Raw genomic sequence first — 21,057 nt, forward strand, 5'->3', positions numbered from 1 at the left:
TAAAAAGAGAGTGAGTTTTATTATTTAGTTCCTATTATTGTGGTTTTTAATTGTAAATTTGCCGTTTGTAGGTGTATCTTATTTAAATAGGGAAGTAAGAATAAAAAAGAGGTGATGTTTTGATTGAAGGTAAACTGGCTGCTTATTATTTTCGCATGGTTGAATTAGGTGTTAGAACGGAAGTTTTAATTACTTTAAATGAGGTGGCAGATCTCGTTTTCACGAGTGCAAGACATTGCCGAACTATTTTAAAAGAAATGAGCCAGTTAGGGTGGTTAGAATGGCATCCAAAGGTTGGTCGAAATCAACGTTCTGTTCTTTATTTAAATTACCAAGTCAATGAGTTGAAATCAGAATTAGCTAAGGCCATGATCTCTAATGGTAAGTATGAAAAAGCATTAGCTTTGATAGATCATGATCATGCTTTATTTGGGGCGTTACTTCAAAATACCTCAGGTGTGGTTCGACGTGAAGGAGAACTGCATATTCAGCTTACTTATCCTCGTTCTTTTTCTGCATTATTACCACATTGTTCATTAAGAAATAGTGAGCGTTTTCTTTTACGGCAGGTTTATTGCTGTTTAACTGAATGTGATTTTTCGGGAAAACTGTCCTCTCAATTAGCTCACCATTGGACTTATGATGAACAAGCATATCGATGGCGTTTCTATTTACGACCACAATTGTATTTTCATGATGGAAGTATGATTACTGCAGAATGTGTCGCTGAATTATTTCGAAAATTAAAAGAGTTGCCAGAGTATCAAGATGAATTAGAGCACGTCACCGCTATTTCTGCTTCCAATACACATTGTATTGAGTTTAAGTTAAACCAACCGGATTTAGGCTTTGCGGGTTTACTTGCTGATGCTCGTTACTCGATTCAACCTGTTTCTCAGTTATCGTCATCAAAAACAAGTATTGGCAGTGGTTTCTTTCAAGTCGATTCTCTTTCAGAAACACGATTACAACTACAGGCTTTTGAACGATATTATGGTTGTCGTGCATTAGCTGATAGTGTCACGATATGGAAAGTTGCAATGGATTCATTAGGTAAAATTGCAATGGAAAGTGGGCAAGTCGATTTAGATCAAAAGGTCACTTGTACTCATTATCTTGAGAAGAGCCAAGATAATAAAAAAGTGGGGAGTAACGAAGTAAGAACAAGAATTGAAGATGGATGTTTACTTGCGTTATTTAATCACAGTTCAGGGTTATCATTATTACAACGAAAATATTTAAGTCAGCTTTTATCCCCTAATAAGTTACAAGATGAAGTGATTAAATCAGGGGAAAAAATAGAAGCAGTCCCAGCCTATAATCTGCTTCAACATTGGATGAAAACACTTAACTCGCCAACAACAGAGCAAGAATTACCTGAAACATTGTCCATAGCAGTATTTGATCATCAAACGTTATTTCGATGTGCCAGTGCAATGGTGGAGATATTAAATCAGCGTGGCGTAAAGTGTCAGGTTAATAGTTATTCTTTTGATGAGTTTTATAGAAAAGCGAAAGAAAAGACGTTGCTTGAAGATGTCATCTTAACGAGTCTGGACTTAGATGATAACCGTCCAACATCGATCTTTCGTTGGTTATTATCTAATCCTATTTTGCAGCAAAGTCTTTCATTAGATGCGAAAGAATGGCTACAAGCAGAGTTAATTAATATTAGGAATATAACTGAATTAACAGACTATTTAGGTAAATTAGAGCCTGTTTCTTCAAGTCTGATTAGTGATTATAAAATATTACCTCTTTTTCATCATAAGCAGACTTTACGTTTTCAGGATGTACTTAAAGGCGTTTCTATCACGGGGTGGGGGTGGCCTGCAATTCGGGATGTTTGGTCTGAAGATTAGTGAGTATAAAAAAGCCTGCAAGTGAGCAGGCTTTTGAATTTTTATAACAAGAACAATTTATTGCTTGTAAGTGTGTAGGAAGCGCTCTAGACGACCAATCGCAGTTTCTAGATCATCAACTCGTGGTAATGTCACGATACGGAAGTGATCAGGTGTTGGCCAGTTAAAGCCAGTTCCTTGAACTAGTAGGACCTTCTCTTTGATTAAGAAATCCAGCACAAACTTCTGATCATCTTTAATCTTGTACATCTTAGGATCAAGTTTAGGGAACAGATACATTGCGCCTTTTGGTTTCACACAACTTACACCAGGAATTTGGGTGATGAGGTCATACGCTTTATCACGCTGTTCTAATAAACGACCACCTGGAAGCAGAAGTTCATTAATGCTTTGGTAACCACCTAACGCTGTTTGAATCGCATGTTGCATAGGTACGTTTGCACATAAGCGCATTGAAGCAAGCATATCCAAACCAGCAATGTAACCTTGAGCGTGATCTTTAGGACCGTTTAAGAACATCCAACCACCACGGAAACCACATACTCGATACGCTTTAGACAGACCGTTGAACGTTACCGTTAAGATATCAGGTGCTAATGTTGCTAAGGTAGTATGAACCGCACCGTCATAAAGTACTTTGTCATAAATTTCATCAGCAAAGATGATTAGGTTGTTTTGACGTGCAATTTCGACAACTTGCAGTAAGAAATCACGACTGTATACCGCACCTGTTGGGTTATTCGGGTTAATTAACACGATACCTTTAGTGTTTGGTGTGATTTTCTTTTTAATGTCGTCTAAATCTGGGTACCAATCTGCCCCTTCATCACACATGTAATGCACAGGTTTACCACCTGAAAGTGACACTGCAGCTGTCCATAATGGGTAATCAGGAGCAGGAACTAGCATCTCATCGCCATTATTTAACAATGCTTGCATTGCCATAACGATCAGTTCAGATGCACCATTACCGATGTAAACATCTTCTACGTCCAAATCTAATAGACCGCGACGTTGATAGTGTTGAACAACAGCTTTACGTGCTGAGTAAATGCCTTTTGAATCACAGTAACCTTGCGATGTTGGTAGATTTTTAATCACATCAACAAGGATTTCATCAGGGGCGTCAAAGCCAAATGGGGCTGGATTCCCAATATTTAACTTAAGAATTTTGTGGCCTTCTTCTTCCATTCGCTTAGCATGTTTAAGAACTGGACCACGGATGTCGTAGCATACACTGCTAAGTTTTGATGACATTCCAATATTTTGCATGGTGAAACCCTGATGATATAAAAACGATATAGATTCAAATTACACTATTTCTAATAGGCTGAGAACCAATTTTTAGAAAAAAATCATGTAAAAACATCTTCTGCCATATTTCTATCTAAAAATAGATAATTTCTCTTCTTTTAATTTCATCACCTTTTTTGCGTGACTTAAGAATTTTTTAGGTATTGCTTTTCTTGTTTTAGATTTTCATAAACAAGCAAAATTTGACAAGAGTTTTATTTTTTAGACATACAATTGATGTGAATTATTTTTTATTTACAAACCTTTTGCTAGAATCACTAGTTCATACAAGGAAATAACAAGCAATTCCGCTTGTGCAAGTCGGTTGCCATGATGGCTGAAAACGATCAAGAGAGGTTAATTTGTCCACTTTTCAAGATGCCATTGAATCGATCCGTCATCAAATTACACAGGCAACAACATCCCATACAATTTCTTTAAAACTGGATTGGTCTATTGGTGAGCAGCTAATTGATTGGTTAGAAGCACAACCTGTATTTCCTAAGTTTTATTGGCAATCACGTGACGGTGAAGAAGAAGTGGCAGTATTGGGTCAAGTTAAGACGTTTACCGATCCTAGTGCTGCTCAAAAAGTTCTCGCACCTCAACAACGTATTTGGGGTGGTCGTTCTTTTGATGGTCGAACTGAGCGCAATCGTCGCTGCATGTCTTCTTTCTTTTTTCTTCCTCAAGTAGAAATTACTCGTTTAGGCTCATCATGGAATTTTATGGTGAACTTGTCAGATGATAATTCTCGTTTGCTTTCTACGTTAAATAAAATGACAGAAGAGTTTGAATGTTTATCTGAATTGCATTGTCGAGTAACTCAGCGCATCAATACGCCTGAAAAAGCAGATTGGTCTAATATGGTGAATAAAGCACTCACTGCAATTTCAAATAAACAATTTGAAAAAGTGGTATTAGCGCGTAAAACCACATTGACTCTCGATCAAAATTTATCTTCTGCTCAATTTTTAAAAGCCAGTCGTCAAGCTAACAGTCACAGTTTTCATTTTATGATGGCGTTAGATAGCGAGCATTGTTTTATTGGTTCAACACCAGAGCGTTTGTATGTACGTAATGGTTATGCGCTTAAAACCGAAGCATTAGCAGGTACGATTGGGCGTGGTCATGATGAAGAAGAAGATAATCAATTGGCCTCATGGTTAATTGCTGATAAGAAAAACCAGTATGAAAACCGTTTAGTGGTGGACGATATTGTTCACCGTTTATCTAAGTTCAGTCTTTCAATGAACGTTGCAGAATCATCTGAATTGGTGAAATTACGCAAAGTTCAGCATTTAAAACGTCCTATTTCTGCTGAAATTAATGCGGAGTGTAGTGACTCTCAATTACTTGATAATTTACAACCAACGGCAGCCATCGCAGGATTACCTCGTATGTCGGCTTTGGATTTCATTATTGATAATGAACCTTTTGCCCGTGGTTGGTATAGCGGTGCAGTTGGTTTCTTGAGTCAACAGCGCAGTGAATTTTGTGTTGCTATTCGCAGTGCTTTGGTTATGGGTAATAAACTTCATTTATTTGCAGGTGCAGGTATTGTTCCAGGTTCAGAGCCAAGCAGTGAATGGGACGAATTAGATAGAAAAACTTCTACTTTATGTACCTTATTAGAATCTGATACTAATGTGAGTTCAGATATCACGGAGTCGCAAGTCGCATGATGCAACCTGAGCAGCAAGTAATGCTAAATCAAGTTTGGGCTGAGTTAATTATTGAGGAGTTAGTTCGAAATGGAGTAAAGCATATTTGCATCGCTCCGGGCTCGCGTTCAACTCCGCTAACTCTTGCCGCTTCTGAACATGCTCTTTTATCTATCCATACGCATTTTGATGAGCGTGGTTTGGGTTTTTTGGCTTTAGGTATTGCTAAAGCCTCAAATGATCCTGTTGCAGTTATTGTTACTTCAGGTACTGCTGTCGCTAATTTATTGCCATCAGTGGCTGAATCAGGATTAACCAAAGAAAAACTTGTGTTACTCACCGCTGATCGCCCTGTAGAGCTGATTAATTGTGGTGCGAACCAAGCGATTAATCAACAAGGTATCTTCTCGTCACACGTTTGCCATTCGCTTCAATTGCCTTCTCCAAATCAAAACGTGCCGGCACAGTGGCTATTAAGTCGTCTTGATCAAGCGTGCTTTATTCAACAAGAGCAGGGTGGCGCTATTCATATTAATTGTCCTTTTCCTGAGCCGTTTTATGGCAAAAAAGACGATAGCCTTCTTGTTGATTATTTAGCGCCAATTCAGGACTGGAAAGCAAAGTCTTCTTCTTATATCGAACAAACACCTTATTTTTCTCACGTAACGTTATCACCTAACTGGATGCAAACGGCACGTAAGAAAGGGGTTGTGATTATCGGTAAAGTTTCTTTAGAAGAAGCAAATTGTGCTGCACAGTTAGCAAAAGAGCTTGGTTGGCCAGTATTGGCAGACCCACAATCAGGTTATTATTCAGAGTGGGCACATTACGATTTGTGGCTACAAAATAGTGCGTGTTTTGAGTTGTTATCCGAAGTTGAGTGCGTTTTACAATTTGGTGCTCGATTAGTATCAAAACGTTTGGGTGCATGGTTGAAAAACTACCAACAGGCCTATTATTTAATAGATCCTCATAGTGAGTTATTAAATGAAAGTTGTCATGCGCATGTTCGTTATCGTGCTGATATTTCAACTTGGAGCCAAGCACATGCAGACAGCCTTGCTGATAGAGATTGTGTATTTGACCATGCGCCATCTGTCCATTGGAGTGAATCTCTTAAAGTGGCATCACAGAATGCATTGGCACTGGCTCGTTCTATGGCGTGCAATAGCGAAACATTATCTGAATTAAGCTTTGCGCTTACCGTAGGTCAAAAAGCCAATGACTGTGATTGGTTTATTGGTAACAGCTTGATCGTTCGTTTATTGGACATGACAGGTGAGCTGAACCAAAAGGATGTATATACCAATCGTGGCGCGTCAGGTATTGATGGCTTAGTAGCTACAGCCGTTGGGGTTCAGTTAGCTAATGATAAACCGTTACTCGCTTTAGTTGGGGATACGTCATTACTTTATGATTTGAATTCTTTAGCGTTATTAAAGCAAGCGACGCAACCTATGGTTGTTGTGGTGATGAATAACGATGGCGGTGGTATTTTTGATTTATTACCCGTGAATGAGAAAAAGAAAGATGATTTCTATCGTATGCCTCATCAGCTAGAGTTCAGCCACGCTGCTGCGATGTTTGGTTTGTCCTACCATAGGCCAGAAACACTAAGCTGTGCCATGTCGATGATTAACGATGGTTTGGAAAAGGGTATTCATTTAATTGAGATCAATACACCAGCAGGTCAATCTGGTGAAGAGCTAACACGTCTTTTTCAGACCATTCAGCATGCCGCTTTATTCTAAACAATTAGAAACAATGAAAAATACCACTCAACCTTGTGTGGTATTTTTACATGGTTTGTTAGGATCAACGAAAGATTGGTCAAGCATTGCAGCAACAGTTGCAAAAACACACCCAGTATTATTAATTGATCTTCCAGGACATGGAAACAGTCAATCAACCTTATTGGATCACAATGAGGGATTTGAACAGAGCTGCCAGTTGATTGTTGAACAATTGGAAAAATCACCTTATCAGACCTTTATCTTTGTTGGGTACTCGTTGGGTGGGCGATTAGCGATGTATCTTCATGCGATGTATTCTTTGCCTTCTTCGATAGAAGTGAAAGGACTGTGCATTGAAGGTGGAAACTTTGGCTTAGTTTCAGAAGAAGAAAAGCAGCTGCGCTTGGCAAATGATATTCAATGGGCAAAGCGTTTTGAAGATCAACCTATTGGTGATGTTTTAGACAATTGGTATCAACAAGCGGTGTTTTCTTCACTAAACCCTGAGCAAAGACAAGTTTTAGTAACCAAGAGAAGTGATAATCTTGGGCGTGCAATTGGAATGATGTTGAGATCTACGTCACTTGCTAAGCAACCATATTTGCTTGATGCATTACATCGTAGCACCATTCCAATTCTTTATATTTGCGGTGAAGCAGATAAAAAATTTCAACACTTGGCTGAGCAAAGTCAATTAACGTATCAAATCATTGCTCAGGCAGGGCATAACGCTCATGTGGAACAGCCCGAACGCTTTACACATGTACTTAATACATTCTTACAACAATGGACATAAATCCCATGGCAAGAACTGTTGGCATTTCAGAAGAAGAACTTTACGCTCCAGTAGATTGGACAGATTGCACTGCGCAATACGAAGACATTCAGTACCACAAATCAGCAGATGGTATCGCAAAAATTACGATTGCTCGTCCACAAGTGCGTAATGCATTTCGTCCGGGCACAGTAAAAGAGATGATCGATGCGTTAGCGGATGCACGTTATGATGAAAAAGTAGGTGTGATCATTTTAACTGGTTTAGGTGAAGACGCATTCTGTTCTGGTGGCGACCAGAAGATCCGTGGCGATTACGGCGGTTACCGTGATGACAGCGGTACACACCACTTAAACGTATTGGATTTCCAACGTCAAATCCGTACTTGTCCAAAACCAGTGATTGCTGCAGTAGCAGGTTACGCTGTTGGTGGTGGTCATGTTCTTCATATGATGTGTGACTTAACCATTGCTGCTGAAAATGCACAGTTTGGTCAAACTGGTCCAAAAGTTGGTTCTTTTGATGGTGGTTGGGGCGCATCTTACATGGCTCGCATCGTTGGCCAAAAGAAAGCTCGTGAAATCTGGTTCCTTTGTCGTTTCTACGATGCTCAAGAAGCATTGGATATGGGTTTAGTAAACACGGTTGTTCCTGTTGCTGATCTAGAAAAAGAAACGGTTCGTTGGTGTCGTGAAACACTACAACACAGCCCAATGGCATTACGTTGTCTAAAAGCGGCGCTAAATGCTGATTGTGATGGCCAAGCAGGTCTTCAAGAGTTAGCGGGTAACGCAACAATGATGTTCTACATGACAGAAGAAGGTCAAGAGGGTCGTAACGCGTTTAACGAAAAACGTCGTCCAGACTTCGATAAGTTCCCTCGTAACCCATAATTCGCTGTTACAGATTCAATTAAGTATTAGAGGCTCCTTTGAGTCTCTTTTTTCTTTTATTGGTTGGAGTAAGAGATGAAAACAGCCAAGATCTATCAATACCAACTCCCAATGGACAGTGGAGTAATTCTTCGTGAGCAACGTCTTCAGCAAAGAGATGGATTGGTCATTGAGTTAAGTGATGGAATACATACAGCAAGAGGTGAGGTTGCGCCTTTACCTGAATTCAGCCAAGAAACGCTAGAACAAGCTCGTGAAGATTTAATTTCATTAACTCAATCATGGTTAAACAATGAAGAGTTGGATCTTGATTCAAACTGCCCATCAGTTGCATTTGGCTTTAGCATGGCTTTGTTAGAGCTTGAAAAACAGTTGCCACAAGAAGGTAACTACCAAGCTGCACCTTTGTGTTCTGGCGATCCTGATGACTTGGTTGTTAAGCTTAATGAAATGAGCGGTAAGAAAATAGCCAAAATCAAAGTGGGTTTATACGAACCTATTCGTGATGGCATGGTTGTGAATATGTTTTTAGAACTGATTTCTGATCTCTCTTTACGTCTTGATGCCAACCGTGGCTGGACTACAAAGAAAGCAGAGCAATTTGCTAATTACGTACATCCACAATTTCGTTCTCGTATCGAATTCTTAGAAGAACCATGTACTACACCAGAAGAGAGTTTAGCTTTCTCTAAAGCCACAAATATTGCAATCGCATGGGATGAAACCGTACGTGATGATGGTTTTACTGTTGAAACTCAAGAAGGCGTTACAGCTATTGTCATTAAGCCAACATTAGTGGGTTCTGTTGAAAAGTGTATTTCGTTAATCGAACAAGCACATCAATTAGGCATGCAAGCGGTGATCAGCTCAAGCATTGAATCAAGTTTGGCATTAACACAACTTGCACGATTAGCAGCTTGGAAAACACCAGAAACGATTCCGGGTTTAGATACTATCGATCTGTTTAAAATGCAGCTAGATACTTCTTGGCCTAATTGCGACTTACCAGTAGCACAATTGGCTGATCTCGAGGTGATATGGGAAAACTGATCTCACCAGCATTCACGACTTGGCCTTGGGTTAAGTGGAGTGAAGAGCGAGAATTAGACATTGCATTGCGTGATGGCGATAAAGTGTGGACATGGAGTGAAGTGTCTACACAAACCAACCGTTATGCTAATGGTCTTCTTCAGCAAGGCGTTAAGCGTGATGATGTTATTGTTGGCATTGCTAAAAACTGCATAGAATTAATTTGGCTGCAGCTGGCCTCTGTTCGTATTGGAGCTCGCTTTGCCGCAATTAATCCAAAGACACCGAGCAAACAGCTGCACCAATTAGTTACTAGCATTGCTGCTAATCATATTTGGTTTGGTGAAGGTCAAGAGACCATCTCTGGTACATGGCATCATTTGCAACTGATAAACGCAGAATATGGCGCAGTAGCAGCTACATGGCAACCAACTCGTTTAGCAACATTAACGTTTACATCAGGCTCAACGGGAAACCCTAAAGCTGTCGCGCACAGTGCAAGTAACCACTTACACTCAGCCGCTGGTTTATTAAGTTGGTTACACTTTGATGTTAGTGATTCTTGGCTGGTATCACTGCCTTTATTTCATGTTTCAGGCTTAGCTATTGTTTGGCGTTGGTTACTTTCTGGCGGAATGCTGGTTATGCCAACAGAGCAAGGCTTGCTGAATGATTTAGCTGGTGTTACGCATGCGTCGTTAGTTCCAACTCAACTGCAACGTATCTTAGATAGTGGTGAAACATCTCAGCTCGCATTAAAACGTGTTCTACTTGGTGGTAGTGTTATTCCAACCGAATTGACAATAGCTGCGCAAAAACAGGGCATCGAATGTTGGCTCGGTTATGGTATGACCGAAATGGGCTCAACCGTAACAGCAAAAAGAGCAGATGGTGAGCCGGGAGTAGGGAATGTTCTGCCTTATCGAGAATTACGCATTGAAGAAGGCGAAGTGTGGGTAAAAGGAGAGAGTTTAACTCTAGGTTATTATCGCTCTTCAGGCATTATTGATGTAGCGAACGAAGATGGTTGGTTTGAGACCAAGGATCTTGGTTCTGTGATTAATGCTGAGCTCCATATTCACGGACGTGCTGATAACATGTTTATCTCTGGTGGCGAAAATATCCATCCTGAAAAAATAGAGCAAGTGCTACTGACACATCATGAGATCGATAATGTGATTGTTGTCGATGTGCCTGATGAGGAATATGGACAACGACCTGTTGCGGTTCTTGTTTCAAATACAGGAAAAATCCCTGCTAAGTTAGCTGAGTTTACTCAAGATAAATTGGCTAAATTTGAGCAACCAATACGCTATGAAATCATGCCAGAACATTTGCTTATTTCTGGCATTAAAATTTCACGTAAATTGGTTAAAGAGTGGGTTGATTCACTGCCAATCACCGCGTAATTGAGCTACTTTTTCACGCATCAGTTTTGATGTTGCATCTTGTGGTAGTACGGATTCTCCTGCTACCACTTCTACTTTAGACCAGCAACGACTAGGGCGTTTTAATATTGCTTTACCGCCATGGCGACTAAAGAAACTTCCCCATAAGCCTCGCAGCGCCATTGGAATGACTGGCACTGGCGAGCGTTTCAAAATGATATCCATACCTCGTAAAAAAGCACCGATTTCACCATCACGAGTCAACACGCCTTCTGGAAAAATCAACACAATCTCCCCATTTGTTAATGCGTTCTCAACCTCCATAAATGCTCGTCGAATTGAGCTACTTTTAGTGGCATTAATTGGAATAACTTTCGTTAATTTGAAAAAGTATTTAATTAAAGGTAATTCTGCGTATTCCTCCTCCATCACGAATCGAATAGGACGAGGGCATGCACCACTGATAATAAAGGCATCCATGTAAGTGATGTGATTACACACTAACAAAGCGCCACCTTCATCTGGAATATGATGTAAATGTTGATGGCTTACTCGGTATCCCGTGTGAGTGAGGACCCATAAAACAAAGCGAATAATAAAAATAGGCACACGGAAAAACAAAAAGAGTGTGACGATACCATTTAATATCGCAAGAAGAAGGAAAAATTGAGGGATACTTAACTCGATGACAGATAAGCAAATAATTCCAAGAATGGCACTTGTTACCATAAAGATGGCGTTATAAATATTATTGGCAGCAATGATCTGAGAGCGATGTTTCGCTTGAGGTCGTTTTTGGATTAACGTGTATAAAGGAACAATAAATATTCCTCCAGAAACTCCTAGAAAAAAGAGATTAACAAAAACAGAGAAAAGATCTGGATGCGTTAAGATTTCAAAAAAATCAGTGGTATGTATTGGGTTTTCGGGTGTCGCTAAAAAAAGGTTGAAACCAAAAAAAGTAATACCAAGACTGCCAAGAGGAATAATACCTAGTTCAACACGGTGTTTAGATAATACATCACAGGCTAATGAACCTACTGCAATGCCAACCGAGAATAGCGCCAACAGTACACTAACAGTAATCGCATTATCGTTTAAAAAATGGTGAGTGTAATTAGGAAACTGAGTTAAGTAACTTGCACCTAAAAACCAAAACCAACTGATCCCCATAATCGCTAAAAATACAGAACTATCTTTTTTGGCGATTGAAATAGTATTTCGTGTTTGCTGAATTGGTCGCCAGCGAAATGAAAGTGTTGGGTCAATGGCTTTTGCATAAGGGATGAAACGACTAGATAAATAGCCAAGTACTGCGAAAAGAAGCACTGCACCAGCAGCAATATATTGCGCATTCTCTTGAGAAGCAATAATGCCAGCACCAATGGTTCCAAATAGAATGGCTAAGAAAGTGCCTGTTTCAACTAATGCATTACCAGAAACTAACTCATCTTCTTTTAATTGCTGAGGGAGTAAAGCGTATTTTACTGGGCCAAAAAAAGCGGATTGAGTGCCCATTAAAAACAATAAAATAAGTAATAGCGTGAAGTCTTTTAAAACAAAGGCAATAGCCCCAAAGAGCATGATAATGATTTCAGCGAGTTTAACTTTGCGTATAAAAGCCGATTTTTCATACTTGTCAGCCAGTACGCCAGCAAAAGCAGAAAACAGAAAAAAAGGAAGAATGAATAACCCTGCGGCCAAATTAATGAATAAATTAGACGATATAGGTAGAGAATCGACACTAGCAAAAGCAACAAACAATAATAGGGTGTTTTTAAAAATATTGTCGTTAAAAGCCCCTAGAGATTGAGTGAGAAAGTAGGGAAGGAATCGACGCTGTGTGAGTAGTTTGGCTTGCTTTGCCATAAAAAATCCTTTTCACCAAAGAATATTGGTTAATGCAGTTTCCATTGATTGATGTAGTTTAGCAGCAAGTTATCAATAAGTTTGTGGCCATCAATCGGTGTTGATGAAAAAAGTAAATCATCAAGGCTTAATAGCGTAATACCATGAACACCAGCCCAAATCACACGACTTGTTTCTATAATATCTTCGTGAGTTTTCGTATTGTTAATACTGAAGATCATTCTTTCAAGGATCGACATCATTTGATTAATGCGATTTTCTTGCCATTCAGGTAGCGCCTCACCATTCATATTGTGTTGAAATACCAACTTCCAACGATTAGGTTGTTGCTGGGCAAAATCGTAGTAACAATAAGCAATGGCTTTTAGAGCTTCCTCTGGCGTCGCGCTGTTTTCAATGCCTTGTGAGATTTGAAGCATCAATTCATCAAGGGTTTGCGCGATAGAGCGAAGCAGTAATAAGTTATAGCTACCAAAAATATTGACTAATGTACTCGGTACATAACCAATACTTTTTGCCAGTTTGCGTAAACTGAGTTCGTGATGACTATGCTCATTAAGAAACAATTTAACATTATCTAATGCCATTTCGCGTATTTCTTGATGAGAATGGTCGTTTCTGCGCGCCATATTAACCTGAGCTATAAAATTATGTACATTGTTCTTAATTTTAAATGTATGGCTATAATCTTCAAGTAAGAGTTATGTCAATTAGGAGTTAGTGCACATGTTTGAGACGGATAACTGTTTGTTTTAACACTCTGAAACATTCTATTGAAGATTAATGCTGCCATTGTTCCTCAATGCAAGCTATTATCAATCCAAATTAATTCCAAAAATAAGGAAGAGGTAATGAAACGTCTTTTATCTATTGTTGCCCTTATGTTTGTTTTTGTGGTCTCAGCACCGCATGCAGAAGCAAAGAAATTCGGTGGCGGTAAGTCATTTGGTAAAAGCTTTAAAACGGCGCCTGCGCCAAAACAAAAACAACAAAATACCAATACGATTGGTAAGCAAGACACAACAAAAAGTGCATCAGGCAAAAAAGGCCTAATGGGCGGCTTGCTTGGTGGTCTACTTGCTGGTGGTTTATTAGCGGCTCTATTTAGTGGTGGTGCGTTTGAAGGTATCCAATTCATGGATATTCTTATCATGGCAGGTATCGCATTCATTCTATTCAAGGTATTCCGCTCAATGATGGCTGCCAAGGCGGGTAGCATGAATCAGAGACAAGGTGCAGCTTATGCAGGCCCACAAGGTCAGCAGGACGCACAGCCTAGTTTCCGTGATAATCAACAATACTTCCAAGCTGATCAAGCTACAGCACAACCTACTGGTGGTTTTGGTGCAGCAAGTGCTGATGACGTTCCGCATAACTACCCACCGGGTTTTGATATGCAAGCATTCATCAATGGTTCTCGTGAACACTACCGTATTTTACAAGGTGCATGGAACCATAACCAACTTGAGACGATTCAAGAGTATGTTTCAATCAGTCTGTACAATGATCTTGTACAAGAGCGTGCAACCCTTGAAGGTGAGCAACACACAGACGTAATGTATGTGGATGCAGAAGTGGTTCGTGCTGATTATGATGCAAACCGTGCTCAATTAAGTCTTCAGTTCTCTGGTCGCTACCGTGATGCTGTAGAAGGTATTGAAGAAGACATTACTGATATTTGGCACCTTGAGCGTGATTTAACACAACCAAATGCGCCATGGTTAATTATCGGTATTCAAGCTTAAGTACTTAACTAGCTGAAAATTGATTAAAAAATATCCCTATAGTGAGTAATCCTATAGGGATTTTTTATAGGTGTGATCCAGCTCTGTTTTAATATTTTTCAGACAGTCTATGCTGAATTCAGTTAATAAATAAGAGAGATATAAATATGCCATTTAATAAAGACATCGTAGAAGAAATGAACCTTCTCAAGCAATTCCCACTAGAAAGCACTCAAGCGGGTTTAAAGGTTCACTCAGACGCAGCACCCGAAGCAATTGAAGCAATGAAGCGTCTTTTCAGTAAAGGATTGGTAACACAAGAAGATGGTGGCTATTTAACAAGCCACGGTATTGAAATCGCAGAGCAAGTACAAAACGTTGTTCGTGTACTATCGTAAGCGTATTATTCTATAAAAGAATTATAACGTCATTGACTCTAGTTCAGTGATGGTTTGAATAGCTTGTTCTGAGGTTGAACCGCATACATCAGGACAAGCACTAAATTGATGACATACCTTTGGGCGTTCTGCCTTACCAAAAAGCTTACATAAATTCTCTTCATTTAATTGCACACAGCGAACACCAGCAGGCTTACCATTTGGCATTCCCGGGATAAATGACGTAATACTTGGGGCAATGCAACACGCACCGCAACCTAATCGACATTCCATAATTAAACTCACGCAAAAAATAAAGGATGCGCAAGGTATCACTCTTCTATCTTTAGGTCAAAACTTGCTTTTTTGGAACAGAGTGGTATAAAACGGCCTCTTCCCATAATGAGTGTAAAGCAATGACAGAGCAATTTTGGCAACAAAAAAAATTAGAAGAAATGACAGAGCAAGAGTGGGAATCTCTTTGTGACGGCTGTGGCAAGTGCTGTCTACACAAATTAATGGATGAAGATACAGATGAAGTTTACTACACCAACGTGGCATGTAGCTGGTTAAACAGCAAAACATGTGCGTGTAAAGATTACCCTAAACGTTTCACATCAGGTGAAGAGTGTCTAAAACTAAGTCGTGAAAATATCGCAGAATTTAACTGGTTGCCACTGACTTGTGCGTACCGTTTATTAGCTGAAGATAAGCCGTTACCTGAGTGGCACCCGCTGATCACAGGTTCAAAATCAGCAATGCACGCTGCTGGTGAAAGTGTAAGAAATAAAGTGGTTTATGCTATTGATGTGAAAAACTGGGAAGATCACATTACTAACCATCCGCATAGAAGCTAATGTCTGAAAAAGTAAAAGCACAAAAGCCTGATCGCAAAACCGCAATGCGTAACATCATTGAGTTGGTGAAAGCTGACTTTCCATTTGATGCGCCAGAAGCGCAGATATGTGGCGATACGTGTGTAGGTTGTCCACGAAAATTGATTGAACTGGTTGAAAGTGAACTCTTGTATTGGGAGTCCTATATTGATCGTGGTGAAACGCCCAATTTCTCTGAGATTGATAAGTTCGCTAAACTGTGTAAAAACGTACGACGTGGCTTGGTAAGAAACGGAATTTTAGAACCACTACCAAGGTAATTCAGTACCATCAAAATTTAAAAATTGCCCACTATTTTCAATGGATAGTTGGGCAATGACTTTCGTTAATCCCTTCACAGATTCTTCTGTTGAAATTAAAGCATTTGGCCCTCCCATTTCCGTTTGAACCCAGCCTGGGTGCATCGCAATAACAGTAAATCCTTCTGGTTTTAAATCATTACTTAAGCTTTTTACTACAGAGTTTAATGCAGCCTTAGATGAACGATAAATATAACCTCCACCTGAAGTATTCTCTGTCATGCTGCCGACTTTAGAAGAGATACATACGATGGTTTTATCACGGCTTAATTGCAAGCTAGGGTAGAGCGCTTCTACGAGCTTTTGTGGTGCAATAGCATTGATTTCAAATACTTTCTTCCATTCCTCAACATCACAGTGCCCAAAACCATAACCTTTAGGGCCATAATAACCGGCGTTATTAATTAGAATATCTATAGGAGTATGGCAAAGCGTTTTTGCTACATCTTGTATGGCAGTGTAATTAGTCAGTTCTAATTGATACAAAGAAAGTTCAGTATTGTCATTTTCAAGTTGAAGAAGCTCTTGAGCCGTTGAGGTATCACGATAAGTCGCACTGACTTTATGGCCTTGCTGCAAATAGTATTTTACAAAAGATAAACCAATGCCACGGTTAGCGCCTGTAATGAAAATGTGTTTCATGAATATCCCTTATGTTGTTGCACGGAAAAGTTGTGTTTTTAGATGTAAACAAATTGTTTCTATATTTTAGACGTTAATCCTTGAGCCTATAGACTCATCTTAATACAATTCGCTTTGTATACTCAAATAGCAGAATGCCTTTTCTTAAGGTGAATAAAGACTATTGAGATCACTCCTTGCTCAACAATAAAAAGAATACAATTATGAAATTAGAAGCCATTGATTACACTGCTGAAAATGCAGCAGAGCTGTTTGTAAAGTCGCTAAGAGAAACTGGATTTGGAGTGTTAAAAAATCATCCAATTCAACAAGAATCAGTACAAAGTATTTATGATAATTGGTATGCGTTTTTTAATAGCCAAGAGAAAGAAAACTTTCAATTTAATGTCGATACTCAAGATGGTTTTTTTCCTGCTTCAGTATCAGAAGTAGCCAAAGGCCATACTAAAAAAGACATTAAAGAGTACTATCATTATTATCCTACCGGCCAATGTCCTGCTGAATTAAAAGCACAAATTCAAGAGTACTACGATAACGCAAATACATTAGCGATTGAGCTTTTGTCTTGGGTAGAAGAACATTCACCAGAAGAGGTATCAGCACTGTACTCACAATCTTTATCTAGCATGATAGAGGGAAGTGAAAAAACATTATTGCGTGTTCTTCATTATCCACCGCTAGAAGGGGATGAGGAGCTTGGTGCGATTCGTGCTGGAGCGCATGAAGATATTAATTTACTGACGGTGTTACCAGCAGCAAATGAGCCGGGTTTACAAGTTAAAACAAAAGAGGGTGATTGGTTAGATGTTCCATGTGATTTTGGTAATCTGATCATTAATATCGGTGATATGTTGCAAGAAGCTTCGGGTGGCTATTACCCATCAACAACGCACCGAGTGATTAATCCTGAAGGTGCTGATAAGACGAAGTCTCGTATTTCTTTACCTTTGTTCTTACACCCAAAACCAGAGGTTGTATTGTCTGAGCGTCATACTGCAAACAGCTATTTGATGGAGCGTTTACGAGAGTTAGGCGTTATTTAGTTCTGATCCTCATCCAATAAAAAAAGGTAGAGCCTAATAACTCTACCTTTTTTATTTTCTATTACGCTAATTTGCTCTGTATTGCGATGGTTGGTGGAATGATATTGGCTTTCCTAAACTCTTGCATCACACGTAACGTAATGTCTGTTTCAAAGAGTTTTTCAAACTTAATATCTACCACATAAGCTTTACAGGTCAGTTGAATCGCCAAATAGTTATCGGTAATCGTCTGTTTTACCAATACCACAACCGGTTTTGGTAAGTGAATATAACGACTTGAAGACGCCGCTTCTTGGATGATATCTCGTGCTTTATTGATGTCTTGATCCATTCCAATATAGAAAGGGATCACCACCTGCATATCCAACCCACCGTAGTTGCCACTGACGGTGACTTCATTTAAGAATTTGTTATTTGGGATCGTAATAATATCGTCGTTCAAGGTTTGCATGCGAACAGAGCGAAGACCAATGGCGATAATGTCACCGTAGTTGCCTTCAAACGTCACTCGGTCACCCACTTGGAATGGACGATCAATCATTACGGTTAAGCCCGCGATGAAGGAAGCGGTAAGGTCTTTTAAGGCAAAACCCACAGATACCGCAATCGTACCACCAATTAAGGCTAAGACTCGATCATCAACTCGAAAACTCAACATGAAAACCGCAACAGCTGTTGACATGTAAATAAAGAATTGAAAGAACGATTGTAGCTTTTGCATCAACATACGGCGTTGAGCAAATTGGCTACTTACCCCATCCACAATCGATTGAATGAAACGTAAGAATAACCACGCACCTAGAATAATAAAGAAGGAGGCAGCAACACCACTCCAACGGATCAAACTGGCAAATTGTTGTAAATTATCGATTGATTGAGGATCTTCAGCCAATGCAGTTGAGCTCACCATCAATGATAAGCAAAGTACAAATAAACGAATCATGTTATTTCACCAGTAAGTGTTGACGATGTAATACGTTAGTAATGTGACGATACCAGTGGTCCGATATACGTGCTTTTTCATCATTCCATTCTATGTAACCACGGCTTTGGAAGTAGCGTAGTGTACTAATGACTTCCGCAATGCTTAGACGACTACAATCACACAGATCTTCAGGGGAAGCGACTTCCAGCTGTACGATAGAGCGAAGTACGGCCAACATTGGTTTTGGCATGGTTTCTAAATCATCCGATTGTGGTGCTCTAAATAGACGAACTAAAATGGCATCGGTGTCTTTATCTCTAAATAGTGACAATCTAAAGAAGCGCAGTGCAACCGTAGGGTTACCATCTGAGTAGTCCCATAAAATACGGTAGAAGCCATTTTTAGCACGTTCTTCATCACTTAAATTATCTTCATCCCACTGTCTAGGTAGTACTAATCCATCAAACGAAATGGTATTTACGTTATTTTCTTTTACGATACGTGAATCAAGCAGTTGACCAATTTCTTTCTCTGTCCATTTAGGCATAAACGTAACAAGATCAAACAATAAACGTTCGCCACGAGCACGGTCAATAAAACGCCAGCTTGATTTATCAATGGATAAAACCACACGGTGACTCTTACGTGCACGTCTTAGTAGGTTGGTTAACTTCATTAGTTCAACTAACCCGTTCACTTTTGGTTTTACTAATCGTTGTGCATTATCAAAAGCGATTAGGTAGCACTGCTCGCTGTTTCTTAGGTGTTGTAAGATATCTTTTTCAGATGATTCTGCATCTAATCCTAGTAATTGAGCTAACTCTGGTAATAGTGCAGCGTAACCGTCGTAAGGGCAGTTAATGTAAATAGGTACTGCGTTTTTAGTTTTATTCAGAATGCGTTTAAGTACCGTTGTCGTACCTACGCCACGCTCGCCAGATAATACACATACTGCTGGACTATCTGTTAATAAATAGCGTGACAGTGAGATGATTTCATCTTTAGCGTAATCCTCAATAAGTTCTGATTCCTCAGAGCCCGGTGCAATATAGTCAAACGCTAATGGACCTTTAACGCGAACAAGATTTGATTGCTCACGCGAGACTTCTGTTTGTTTTGCTACTTCTATTCTAAATAGGTAAGCAAGAGCATGACTGAATGCGGCGTATTGTGACAAAGTAGAAAGCACTAGATGTTGCAGTGTTCTGCCTATTAACCACGCAGCGCAGCAAGCGGTTGCAGGAATAGACATGAACATTGAATCTTTATTTCGAATAGCCCATTGAACCGAAATAGGATAGGTTTCGAAGCGATCAATACGACTAAAGATAGTGCTGTTCCATTGCTTTAAACTGATGATCGTCAGTAAGATAAAGAACAAAGCAACAAAGGAGTTAATCCATGCGTAAATGGTTCCTTGGCCTAATGTTCTTGATGAGATTTGTAAAATAACACCAGCGACAATTATCCCCCATACATAACGGCGAATCGTGGATAAGCGAAGTGCAATGTTTTCTTTTTTATTGTGTTTGCTATTACGGAAAGCAAATTCAAGAATAAAACTTACCGCAATGGAACCCCCAAGGATCCACCATGTGAAGATCTCTAAGAAAATCAGATGCTGTAAGCTTGGTAACGTTGAAATAATGCGTAATGTCGCTGTAATTAGTAGTAAGTATGCAATGGCTTTATGCGCACGACTGCAATACCAAATAGTACGGATCAGCAAACTTGGATTTGAAGTGCTCTTTAGTTTAGATACTTTAAAGTCGTGAATTAGACGATCGCTGTTACGCATCCACCAATTAAAGATGAACATGACACACAACACTTTAAACAACACGCTGATCATAGGTACTGGTGAAATGGCTAAATCACTCAGTAGTTTTTTAAAACTGCGCAGTTGGTAGTGAATATAGTATTGAATATTTTGTTTTGTAATACGTAATTCAGAATAAAACTGAGTCACACCACGAGGGCCAAATCCGGTTAGTTGGTCGCGTGTTTTTGTATCACTAAGCAGCAATAATTTTTCTTTACTCACGTTCAAAGAAGCCAATGAACGATGGTTTTGCTCTACCTTAGCCCAATTTTTATCTGTCGCGTTATTTCGATAGTTAACTAAAGCGGCTTCTAAGTTTTTTAATTGTTTATTTTGCTCAAATAGAGTTCTGGACATCAACTCTTTTACTTGTCGATATTCGTTATTTGAGAAAAAGTGCTGTTCGGGTAGTTGCTTAATATCGGTCGCAATCTTTTGCGCCGATTCAGAGATTGATACAGGGTTGTAGGTATTAATACCCCATTCAGCAGAAGCTTGTGAGGAACAAAATAGAGCAAACGCTAAAAGCAAATGAGTAACAATATTATTCATAAGTGACGAAAAAGTCTCAATAATTATGACGAAATAAAGCGTCAGTGTTGATGATAGGTAATGCGTGGGTTTAGGAGAAATGTGATCAATGTGGCAATTTATCTATTTTTTTGTAAAACGCACCAAATCGGAAACAAAAGACGTCATTTAGTTATGATTTAATGTAATTAATTTCGTGATTTATAAAATATGTAATTAATGAAAAGAAATAACTTTCTCTGTGATCAAAATCTGTACTGAGCCCACACAATCAATTTTTGGCAGCATTATG

General features: G+C 39.3%; 19 protein-coding genes. 12 read left to right on the forward strand and 7 right to left on the reverse strand.

What is annotated here, in order from left to right:
- Positions 1-119: 119 nt before the first annotated feature.
- Positions 120-1,862 carry an SgrR family transcriptional regulator gene (locus GNP81_RS04595; RefSeq protein ID WP_155673634.1) on the forward strand — a complete coding sequence of 581 codons (1,743 nt, stop codon included), beginning with the start codon at positions 120-122 and terminating at the stop codon, positions 1,860-1,862.
- A 57-nt stretch (positions 1,863-1,919) separates the two neighbouring features.
- Here GNP81_RS04595 and GNP81_RS04600 read toward each other — a convergent pair whose 3' ends face one another.
- On the reverse strand, positions 1,920-3,134 hold the full coding sequence (locus tag GNP81_RS04600) for a pyridoxal phosphate-dependent aminotransferase (protein ID WP_005419982.1): 1,215 nt from the start codon (positions 3,132-3,134) through the stop codon (positions 1,920-1,922).
- Positions 3,135-3,517: 383 nt separating this feature from the next.
- Between GNP81_RS04600 and GNP81_RS04605 the strand changes: the two genes are divergently transcribed.
- The 6 genes from GNP81_RS04605 to menE all read left to right on the forward strand — a co-directional run bounded on the left by GNP81_RS04605 (position 3,518) and on the right by menE (position 10,658).
- The gene (locus tag GNP81_RS04605) at positions 3,518-4,840 is read left to right on the forward strand and encodes an isochorismate synthase (protein WP_155673635.1); all 1,323 of its coding nucleotides are present in this window, start codon (positions 3,518-3,520) and stop codon (positions 4,838-4,840) included.
- Positions 4,837-6,570 carry a 2-succinyl-5-enolpyruvyl-6-hydroxy-3-cyclohexene-1-carboxylic-acid synthase gene (gene menD / locus GNP81_RS04610; RefSeq protein ID WP_155673636.1) on the forward strand — a complete coding sequence of 578 codons (1,734 nt, stop codon included), beginning with the start codon at positions 4,837-4,839 and terminating at the stop codon, positions 6,568-6,570. The genes GNP81_RS04605 and menD overlap by 4 nt, the downstream gene beginning before the upstream one ends.
- Complete coding sequence (menH, locus tag GNP81_RS04615) at positions 6,554-7,348, forward strand: 2-succinyl-6-hydroxy-2,4-cyclohexadiene-1-carboxylate synthase (RefSeq protein ID WP_155658328.1); 795 nt, start codon at positions 6,554-6,556, stop codon at positions 7,346-7,348. Before menD ends, menH begins: the two co-directional genes overlap by 17 nt.
- Positions 7,349-7,353: 5 nt before the next feature.
- Complete coding sequence (menB, locus tag GNP81_RS04620) at positions 7,354-8,220, forward strand: 1,4-dihydroxy-2-naphthoyl-CoA synthase (RefSeq protein ID WP_005419975.1); 867 nt, start codon at positions 7,354-7,356, stop codon at positions 8,218-8,220.
- 75 nt (positions 8,221-8,295) lie between these two features.
- The gene (gene menC / locus GNP81_RS04625) at positions 8,296-9,270 is read left to right on the forward strand and encodes an o-succinylbenzoate synthase (RefSeq protein ID WP_155659893.1); all 975 of its coding nucleotides are present in this window, start codon (positions 8,296-8,298) and stop codon (positions 9,268-9,270) included.
- Positions 9,258-10,658 (forward strand): o-succinylbenzoate--CoA ligase, encoded by a 1,401-nt coding sequence (menE, locus tag GNP81_RS04630; RefSeq protein ID WP_155673637.1) that lies wholly within the window; start codon positions 9,258-9,260, stop codon positions 10,656-10,658. Before menC ends, menE begins: the two co-directional genes overlap by 13 nt.
- Here menE and GNP81_RS04635 read toward each other — a convergent pair.
- Both GNP81_RS04635 and GNP81_RS04640 read right to left on the reverse strand, forming a co-directional pair.
- Positions 10,638-12,506: an MFS transporter gene (locus tag GNP81_RS04635; RefSeq protein ID WP_155673638.1), complete on the reverse strand. Its 1,869-nt coding sequence runs from the start codon at positions 12,504-12,506 to the stop codon at positions 10,638-10,640. The genes menE and GNP81_RS04635 overlap by 21 nt on opposite strands.
- A 29-nt stretch (positions 12,507-12,535) precedes the next feature.
- A complete protein-coding gene (locus GNP81_RS04640; RefSeq protein ID WP_155659890.1) occupies positions 12,536-13,135 on the reverse strand; it encodes a TetR/AcrR family transcriptional regulator in 600 nt (199 codons plus the stop codon).
- A gap of 222 nt (positions 13,136-13,357) precedes the next feature.
- On the opposite strand from GNP81_RS04640, the gene GNP81_RS04645 reads away from it, so the two are divergent.
- Positions 13,358-14,251, forward strand: a complete 894-nt coding sequence (locus GNP81_RS04645; protein ID WP_011262219.1) for a Tim44 domain-containing protein — start codon at positions 13,358-13,360, stop codon at positions 14,249-14,251.
- Positions 14,252-14,397: 146 nt separating this feature from the next.
- Positions 14,398-14,628, forward strand: coding sequence for a TIGR02647 family protein (locus GNP81_RS04650; RefSeq protein WP_005419965.1), 231 nt, complete (start codon positions 14,398-14,400; stop codon positions 14,626-14,628).
- A 21-nt stretch (positions 14,629-14,649) separates the two neighbouring features.
- Here GNP81_RS04650 and GNP81_RS04655 read toward each other — a convergent pair whose 3' ends face one another.
- Positions 14,650-14,901 carry a YkgJ family cysteine cluster protein gene (locus GNP81_RS04655; RefSeq protein ID WP_005419964.1) on the reverse strand — a complete coding sequence of 84 codons (252 nt, stop codon included), beginning with the start codon at positions 14,899-14,901 and terminating at the stop codon, positions 14,650-14,652.
- Positions 14,902-15,023: 122 nt separating this feature from the next.
- Here GNP81_RS04655 and GNP81_RS04660 point away from each other — a divergent pair, with 122 nt between their 5' ends.
- Both GNP81_RS04660 and GNP81_RS04665 read left to right on the forward strand, forming a co-directional pair.
- A complete protein-coding gene (locus GNP81_RS04660; RefSeq protein ID WP_005419963.1) occupies positions 15,024-15,464 on the forward strand; it encodes a YcgN family cysteine cluster protein in 441 nt (146 codons plus the stop codon).
- Positions 15,464-15,763, forward strand: a complete 300-nt coding sequence (locus GNP81_RS04665; RefSeq protein ID WP_155673639.1) for a hypothetical protein — start codon at positions 15,464-15,466, stop codon at positions 15,761-15,763. The genes GNP81_RS04660 and GNP81_RS04665 overlap by 1 nt, the downstream gene beginning before the upstream one ends.
- Here GNP81_RS04665 and GNP81_RS04670 read toward each other — a convergent pair.
- On the reverse strand, positions 15,752-16,444 hold the full coding sequence (locus GNP81_RS04670) for an SDR family oxidoreductase (RefSeq protein ID WP_155673640.1): 693 nt from the start codon (positions 16,442-16,444) through the stop codon (positions 15,752-15,754). The two genes, GNP81_RS04665 and GNP81_RS04670, sit on opposite strands and share 12 nt — an antisense overlap.
- 203 nt (positions 16,445-16,647) lie before the next feature.
- Between GNP81_RS04670 and GNP81_RS04675 the strand changes: the two genes are divergently transcribed.
- Positions 16,648-17,487: a 2OG-Fe(II) oxygenase family protein gene (locus GNP81_RS04675; protein ID WP_012533665.1), complete on the forward strand. Its 840-nt coding sequence runs from the start codon at positions 16,648-16,650 to the stop codon at positions 17,485-17,487.
- A 61-nt stretch (positions 17,488-17,548) separates the two neighbouring features.
- Here GNP81_RS04675 and GNP81_RS04680 read toward each other — a convergent pair whose 3' ends face one another.
- Both GNP81_RS04680 and GNP81_RS04685 read right to left on the reverse strand, forming a co-directional pair.
- Entirely contained in the window at positions 17,549-18,430 is an 882-nt protein-coding gene (locus tag GNP81_RS04680) for a mechanosensitive ion channel family protein (RefSeq protein ID WP_155673641.1), read from the reverse strand.
- Position 18,431: 1 nt separating this feature from the next.
- A complete protein-coding gene (locus GNP81_RS04685) occupies positions 18,432-20,786 on the reverse strand; it encodes an ATP-binding protein (protein WP_012533713.1) in 2,355 nt (784 codons plus the stop codon).
- Positions 20,787-21,057 lie beyond the last annotated feature (271 nt).

The sequence above is a fragment of the Aliivibrio fischeri genome (genome assembly GCF_009727955.1).
GTDB classification, from domain to species: Bacteria; Pseudomonadota; Gammaproteobacteria; order Enterobacterales; family Vibrionaceae; genus Aliivibrio; species Aliivibrio fischeri_A.

What these genes read in the sequence shown, in the direction of transcription:
- GNP81_RS04600 (WP_005419982.1), bottom strand. Translation starts at nt 3,134, where the DNA reads ATGCAAAATATTGGAATGTCATCAAAACTTAGCAGTGTATGCTACGAC.
- menD (WP_155673636.1), top strand. Translation starts at nt 4,837, where the DNA reads ATGATGCAACCTGAGCAGCAAGTAATGCTAAATCAAGTTTGGGCTGAG.
- menH (WP_155658328.1), top strand. Translation starts at nt 6,554, where the DNA reads ATGCCGCTTTATTCTAAACAATTAGAAACAATGAAAAATACCACTCAA.
- menB (WP_005419975.1), top strand. Translation starts at nt 7,354, where the DNA reads ATGGCAAGAACTGTTGGCATTTCAGAAGAAGAACTTTACGCTCCAGTA.
- menC (WP_155659893.1), top strand. Translation starts at nt 8,296, where the DNA reads ATGAAAACAGCCAAGATCTATCAATACCAACTCCCAATGGACAGTGGA.
- menE (WP_155673637.1), top strand. Translation starts at nt 9,258, where the DNA reads ATGGGAAAACTGATCTCACCAGCATTCACGACTTGGCCTTGGGTTAAG.
- GNP81_RS04635 (WP_155673638.1), bottom strand. Translation starts at nt 12,506, where the DNA reads ATGGCAAAGCAAGCCAAACTACTCACACAGCGTCGATTCCTTCCCTAC.
- GNP81_RS04640 (WP_155659890.1), bottom strand. Translation starts at nt 13,135, where the DNA reads ATGGCGCGCAGAAACGACCATTCTCATCAAGAAATACGCGAAATGGCA.
- GNP81_RS04645 (WP_011262219.1), top strand. Translation starts at nt 13,358, where the DNA reads ATGAAACGTCTTTTATCTATTGTTGCCCTTATGTTTGTTTTTGTGGTC.
- GNP81_RS04650 (WP_005419965.1), top strand. Translation starts at nt 14,398, where the DNA reads ATGCCATTTAATAAAGACATCGTAGAAGAAATGAACCTTCTCAAGCAA.
- GNP81_RS04655 (WP_005419964.1), bottom strand. Translation starts at nt 14,901, where the DNA reads ATGGAATGTCGATTAGGTTGCGGTGCGTGTTGCATTGCCCCAAGTATT.
- GNP81_RS04660 (WP_005419963.1), top strand. Translation starts at nt 15,024, where the DNA reads ATGACAGAGCAATTTTGGCAACAAAAAAAATTAGAAGAAATGACAGAG.
- GNP81_RS04665 (WP_155673639.1), top strand. Translation starts at nt 15,464, where the DNA reads ATGTCTGAAAAAGTAAAAGCACAAAAGCCTGATCGCAAAACCGCAATG.
- GNP81_RS04670 (WP_155673640.1), bottom strand. Translation starts at nt 16,444, where the DNA reads ATGAAACACATTTTCATTACAGGCGCTAACCGTGGCATTGGTTTATCT.
- GNP81_RS04675 (WP_012533665.1), top strand. Translation starts at nt 16,648, where the DNA reads ATGAAATTAGAAGCCATTGATTACACTGCTGAAAATGCAGCAGAGCTG.
- GNP81_RS04680 (WP_155673641.1), bottom strand. Translation starts at nt 18,430, where the DNA reads ATGATTCGTTTATTTGTACTTTGCTTATCATTGATGGTGAGCTCAACT.
- GNP81_RS04685 (WP_012533713.1), bottom strand. Translation starts at nt 20,786, where the DNA reads ATGAATAATATTGTTACTCATTTGCTTTTAGCGTTTGCTCTATTTTGT.